This window comes from Bifidobacterium sp. UBA6881 (assembly GCA_002451435.1).
Lineage (GTDB): Bacteria > Actinomycetota > Actinomycetes > Actinomycetales > Bifidobacteriaceae > Bifidobacterium.
On record DKCF01000069.1, the window covers coordinates 1 to 5,698 of the forward strand.

Genomic DNA, 5,698 nt, shown 5'->3' on the forward strand with positions numbered 1-5,698 from the left:
TCAGGCGAGCTTCTCGACTTGGTTGAAGCCCAACTCCACCGGCGTATCACGGCCGAAGATGGATACAAGGACGGTGAGCTTCTGCGTGGTCGGCTCGACGTCGGAGACGACTGCCGCCATCGTGGTGAACGGGCCATCGGTGACGGTGACCTGATCGCCGACGGCGTAGGAGACCTCGACCGTGCGCTTCTTGGCGGCGGCCGGCTTGTCGCCGGCCTCCTTGAGCGCCTCGGAAGCGATCATCGGAGCCATCATGGAGACGACTTCCTTGCGGGTGAGCGGCGCCGGGTCCTTGGTCGGTCCGACGAAGCCGGTGACGCCTTCGGTCTCGCGCACGATGCGGCGGGCGTTCTCGTCCGGAAGCATGCGAATGAGCACGTAGCCGGGAACGCGCACGCGGGTGATGACCTTCTTGCCCTTTTCGGTGTGCTTCTCGACTTCCTCCATCGGCACTTCCACCTGGAAGATCTGGTCTTCCAAGCCGAAGCTGGCGACACGGGACTCGACGTTGGTCTTCACGCGCTTCTCGTAGCCGGAGTAGGTGTGCAGCACATACCACTTGCCTTCGAGTGTGCGCAGCTTCTTGGAGAATTCCTCGACTGCCTTGGCTCCGGCATCCTGCTCTTCGTCATCGTCGGATTCGACTTCGGCCTTCGGAGCCTCATCGGCGGGAGCGTCCACCGGAGTGGACTCCTGCTCGGCGGTCGGGAGCGCCTCAACGGCTGCGGCGGCCTCGGCATCAGCCGTGGCGGCTTCAGCGGCCTCGGGCGCCTCGTCGAGGTTGTCGGAAAACACTTCGTCAGTCATGCAGTTTCACCTTCAAGTTGTTGTCAGCCGAAGATCCACAGGGTCAACTTGCCCAGGCCGAAGTCCATGCCGGTGACCAGTGCCATGAGGAACAGCACGAAGATGAACACGGCGAGGGCCCAGAAAAACAGCTCTTTGCTGGTCGGGGTCACAACCTTGCGGAGTTCGTCGATGATCTGTTTGATGAACAAACCAATACGCATGAAGATGTTCGGCTTGACAGCCTTTTCGCTGGTGCGTGTCTTCGCCATTGTAAATCCTCCGCCCTGGTTTGTTATAAGAAAACTTGGCAGGGAAGGCGGGACTCGAACCCACAACCTACGGTTTTGGAGACCGTTGCGCTACCAATTGCGCCACTTCCCTAGGTGTACTCTGCCGTTGCTACTTGCTGGCGAGGATTTTATGCGAAAAACCACGCAAGAAGTAAGCGGCAAAACCGCCAAGACGAAATAGTAGCGGGTATTTGCGATTTCGTCCAATCCACTTTCATCGCATAGTCGCAAAACCGCTATTTTCCAACGAAAAAAGATTCACGCCCCGGCATGTCTCGCGAAACGTGAATCTTATTCGTTTTATTCGCCGCAGCGTCTCGGCGGATCAGGCCTCGGCCCACTCCTTCATGCGGCGCATGCCCTCGACCAGGTCGTCATCGGCAAGCGCGTACGAGAATCGCAGATATCCGGGCGCGCCGAACGCCTCACCCGGCACCGCGGCCACATGGCCCTCGTCGAGCAGCGCGGCGGCGAGCTCGGACGTGTTGGAGAAGACGGTCTTGTTGGGGCCGAGCGGCTTGTCCAGCAGTTCAGTCACGTCGGCGAACGCGTAGAACGCGCCGGTCGGCGTCGGGCAGTTCACGCCCGCGATGTCGTTCAGCGCGGCGACGATCGTCTGACGGCGCTTGTCGAAGGCGGCGCGCATCTCATAGACGGCGTCCAAGGTGCCGGAAACGGCTTCGATGGCGGCACGCTGGGCGATGTTGTTGACGTTGGACGTCATGTGCCCCTGCAGCTTCGAAGCGGCCTTGGCCACCGGAAGCGGCGCGATCATCCAGCCGACGCGCCAGCCGGGCATGGCGTAGGTCTTGGCCACGCCGTTGAGCACGAGCAGCTGGTCGCGGACCTCGGGGACCGCCGCGCCGATGTAGGTGGTTTTGGCGCCGTCGTAGTTGAGGTGCTCGTAGATCTCGTCGGAGATGACCCACACATGGTGCTCGATGGCCCACTGCGCGATCGCCCTGACGGTTTCCGGCTTCCACACGGCACCGGTCGGGTTGTTGGGCGTGTTCACGATGATGGCCTTGGTGCGCGGGGTGCGCGCGGCCTCGATGTCGTCCAGATCCGGTTCGAAATTGCGGTCGGCTCCGGCGAATACCGGCACCGGGACGCCGCCGGCCAGCTTGACGGCCTCCGGATAGCTCGTCCAGTACGGCGTCGGGATGATGACCTCGTCGCCCTCGTCGAGCAGGATCTGGAAGGATTCGTAGACGGCCTGCTTGCCGCCGTTGGTCACGATGACCTGGTTCGGATCGACCTCGTATCCGGAATCGCGCAGCGTCTTGTCCGCGATGGCCCTGCGCAGCTCGGGCAGGCCCGCGGTCGGCGTGTAACGGTAGTTCTTCGGGTCCTGCACCGCGGCGGCGGCAGCGGCAACGATGGGCGCCGGGGTCGGGAAGTTGGGTTCGCCGGCGCCGAAGCCGATGACGTCGATTCCGGAGGCCTTCATCGCCTTCGCCTTGGAATCGACGGCCAGCGTCGCGCTGGGAGCCACATGATTGATACGGTCGGATAGAATCTGCCAGTCAGCCATAGTCATGCTTGCCATGCTAGACCCGGCACGCGAAAAAACAAAGGGGTGCGACATGCCTTGGACGGAATCGGATTCCGCGTGATCGGCGTTCCGGCCACCGAGACGAAACCCGCTGCACGCCGCGTCCGCCCCAGCACCGTTCGAGGCGTCAAGTCACACCAGCACGAGGTTGTCGCGGTGCACCAGCGGATGCGCGTATTCCTCGCCGAGGAACCGTCTGAGCTGCGCGGTGTTGCGTCCCAGCATCTGGGGAATCTCCTCGGAGTCGAATCCGACAAGACCCTTCGCCAGATGCCTGCCTTGCTCGTCGTCGACCCACACCGCGTCACCGGCCGCGAAATCGCCCCGCGCCTCCAGCACGCCGGCGGCGAGCAGGCTGGCCGAACCGGCGCAGATCGCCTTCGCCGCGCCGGCGTCCGCGACCAGCACGCCCTGCGGATGCGACGCGAACCCGATCCACAGGCGACGGGAGGAGCCACGGTCGTGAATCGGCGCGAACACCGTGCCGACCGGGTCGCCCATCATCGCCGGACCCGCATTCGCCGCGCAGGTGAGCACCGCGGGGATGCCGGAGACGGCCGCCACACGCGCCGCCTCCATTTTGGTGACCATGCCGCCGGTGCCGACGTTCGAACCGGTGCCGCCGACCTGCACCTGCTCCAAAGCCTTTTCGACATTGGGCACATAGGCGATGCGCCGCGAACCCGGCTCGCTTGGCGGGGCGGTGTACAACGCGTCGACGTCGGTGAGCAGCACCAGCGCGTCGGCGACCACGATGTTGGCGACCAGCGCGGAGAGACGGTCGTTGTCGCCGAAACGGATCTCGTTGGAGGCCAGGGAATCGTTTTCGTTGAGGATCGGCACCGCGCCCAGGTCGAGCAGACGGTCGAGCGTGCGGCGAACATTGCGGTACTGCTGGGGCGAAACGGTGTCGGAAACCGTGAGCAGAATCTGGCCGACGCGCAATCCGTATTTCGCGAAGGCGCTTTCGTAACGCGCCATGAGCAATCCCTGGCCGACCGCCGCGCACGCCTGCTGGTCGGCGATGTCCGTAGGCCGGGAATCGAAGCCCAATGAGCCGAATCCCGCGGCGATGGCGCCGGACGAGACCAGTACGACGCGACCGCCCATCAACCGTATGCGGGCGATGGCCGCCACCAGGGCGTCAAGACGCTCAGGATCGAGATGGCCGCTCGGTTTGGTCAGCGAACTCGACCCGACCTTCACGACGATGGTCTGCGCCTCGGCGATGCTTCTGCGCACTTGCGATTGCGATGGCGTGTTCATACAACCTCCCGGCAGCTCACGCGGCCCATAAAAGCCCGCCGACATGCCATCGGCACATCGGCGGGCTTGTTCTGCCGTCTCTATTGTTCCACGTCGTCCGCGTCTTCGGACTCGCCACGTCCAAAAAGGCTCGTGGTGTCGTGCCGGTCGTCGTCGACGGACGGGTCGGCCCAGTGTCCGGCCTTGCGTTCGGCCATCATGGCCTCGCGGACGGCCTGGCGGGCATCCATCATCTCGTGGTACTGGCGACGGCGTTCGGCGTTGGTACGGCGCTGGACGCGGCCGTCCTGGTCCTGCAATCGCAGGTCCACGCCGCGTGCGCCCAGCTGGGCGCCGTCGAGCATTTCCGCGCCTGCGGCGATGGTCGGGTCCCAATCGAATTCCACGGCGCGTTCGCCGCGGCCGATGCGCACCTCGTCGCCCGGCTTGGCGCCCTTGTTCCGCAGTTCGTCCTCCACGCCCAGCTTGGCGAGACGGTCGGCGAGGTAACCGACTGCCTCGTCGTTGTCGAAGTTGGTCTGCATGACCCAGCGTTCCGGCTTGGTGCCGCGCACCTCGTACCAGACCTCGCCGTTGCCGTTCTCCTTGCGTTCCACGGTGAAGTCGAGCGCGGTGCCGCCCTCGTCGTTGCGACGGCGACGGTTGCGGGGCGATTCCAGAGGCTTGATGACCACGCGGGCGTCCTCTTCGGCCTGTTCGCGTCTGGCGACTTCCTTGCGCATGTCGGCCACGAGTCCGGCAAGCGCCCAGTTCAGCTCCTTGAGGCCTTCATGGGAGGCCGTGGAGATGATGTAGACCTTGAGACCGAGCTTTTCGAATTCGGGTTTCACGAATTCGGCGAGCTCCTTGGCCTCCGGCATATCCACCTTGTTGAGGATGATGATGCGGGGACGTTCCGGAATCGGAATGGCGCCCAGCGGAAGCTCCAGCTTGTCGGCGTATTCGGCGAGCTCGTGCTCCAACGCCTGGTAGTCGCTCATCGGATCGCGGTCCGGTTCCAAGGTGGCGCAATCGATGACGTGCGCGATGATCTCCGTGCGTTCGATGTGGCGCAGGAACTCGAGACCGAGTCCCTTTCCCTGGGAGGCGCCCGGAATCAGGCCCGGCACGTCGGCGATGGTGTATCGCATATCGCCCGCCATGACCACGCCGAGGTTCGGCACCAACGTGGTGAACGGATAATCCGCGATCTTCGGCTTGGCGGAACTCATCGCGGCGATGAGGCTGGACTTGCCGGCGGACGGGAATCCCACCAAGGCGACGTCGGCGATGGATTTGAGCTCCAGGATGACGTCACGTTCCTCGCCGGGCTCTCCCAGCAACGCGAAGCCGGGGGCGCGGCGCGTGCGGTTGGCCAGCGCGGCGTTGCCGAGGCCGCCGTCGCCGCCCGCGGCCGCGACGAACCGGTCGCCCGCGTGACGCAGGTCGGCGAGCTGCGCGCCCGGACGCTTGCGTTCGCCCTGCGCGCCTTTGGCCGCGAAGATCACCGTGCCCACCGGCACCGGCAGCAGCAGGTCGGCGCCCTTGGAGCCGTCTTTGGTGTCGCCCAGACCCATGGTGCCGCTTTCGGCCTCGCGATGCGGCATGAATCGGTAGTCCAGCAAACTGTTGGCGTTCGAATCGGCGACGAAGACCACGTTGCCGCCATTGCCGCCATTGCCGCCGTTCGGGCCCGCCAATGGCTTGTACTTTTCCCTGCGTATGCCGGCGGAACCGTTGCCGCCGTCACCGCCCTTGACGTGGACGGTCACGCGATCGACGAAATCACTCATTGTTGTTTGTCACCTTTGCTCTGCAT

5 protein-coding genes and 1 tRNA gene are annotated in these 5,698 nt (G+C 64.5%); all 6 read right to left on the reverse strand.

The genetic code is table 11. The features are described from left to right. The 6 genes from nusG to obgE all read right to left on the reverse strand — a co-directional run bounded on the left by nusG (position 1) and on the right by obgE (position 5,672). Entirely contained in the window at positions 1 to 807 is an 807-nt protein-coding gene (gene nusG / locus B3C64_RS05265; protein WP_291534229.1) for a transcription termination/antitermination protein NusG, read from the reverse strand. Positions 808 to 830: 23 nt separating this feature from the next. Further along, a complete protein-coding gene (gene secE / locus B3C64_RS05270; RefSeq protein ID WP_291534231.1) occupies positions 831 to 1,058 on the reverse strand; it encodes a preprotein translocase subunit SecE in 228 nt (75 codons plus the stop codon). A 36-nt stretch (positions 1,059 to 1,094) separates the two neighbouring features. After that, positions 1,095 to 1,170 (reverse strand) — tRNA-Trp (locus B3C64_RS05275). Between the two features lie 234 nt (positions 1,171 to 1,404). Beyond that, positions 1,405 to 2,628, reverse strand: a complete 1,224-nt coding sequence (locus tag B3C64_RS05280; RefSeq protein ID WP_291534233.1) for a pyridoxal phosphate-dependent aminotransferase — start codon at positions 2,626 to 2,628, stop codon at positions 1,405 to 1,407. A 138-nt stretch (positions 2,629 to 2,766) separates the two neighbouring features. Continuing rightward, positions 2,767 to 3,900 carry a glutamate 5-kinase gene (gene proB, locus B3C64_RS05285; protein ID WP_291534234.1) on the reverse strand — a complete coding sequence of 378 codons (1,134 nt, stop codon included), beginning with the start codon at positions 3,898 to 3,900 and terminating at the stop codon, positions 2,767 to 2,769. Positions 3,901 to 3,980: 80 nt separating this feature from the next. Beyond that, positions 3,981 to 5,672, reverse strand: a complete 1,692-nt coding sequence (gene obgE / locus B3C64_RS05290) for a GTPase ObgE (protein ID WP_291534235.1) — start codon at positions 5,670 to 5,672, stop codon at positions 3,981 to 3,983. Positions 5,673 to 5,698 lie beyond the last annotated feature (26 nt).

Excerpts from the sequence above, each read along its gene's own strand:
- nusG (WP_291534229.1), bottom strand. The coding sequence starts at position 807 with ATGACTGACGAAGTGTTTTCCGACAACCTCGACGAGGCGCCCGAGGCC.
- secE (WP_291534231.1), bottom strand. The coding sequence starts at position 1,058 with ATGGCGAAGACACGCACCAGCGAAAAGGCTGTCAAGCCGAACATCTTC.
- B3C64_RS05280 (WP_291534233.1), bottom strand. The coding sequence starts at position 2,628 with ATGGCAAGCATGACTATGGCTGACTGGCAGATTCTATCCGACCGTATC.
- proB (WP_291534234.1), bottom strand. The coding sequence starts at position 3,900 with ATGAACACGCCATCGCAATCGCAAGTGCGCAGAAGCATCGCCGAGGCG.
- obgE (WP_291534235.1), bottom strand. The coding sequence starts at position 5,672 with ATGAGTGATTTCGTCGATCGCGTGACCGTCCACGTCAAGGGCGGTGAC.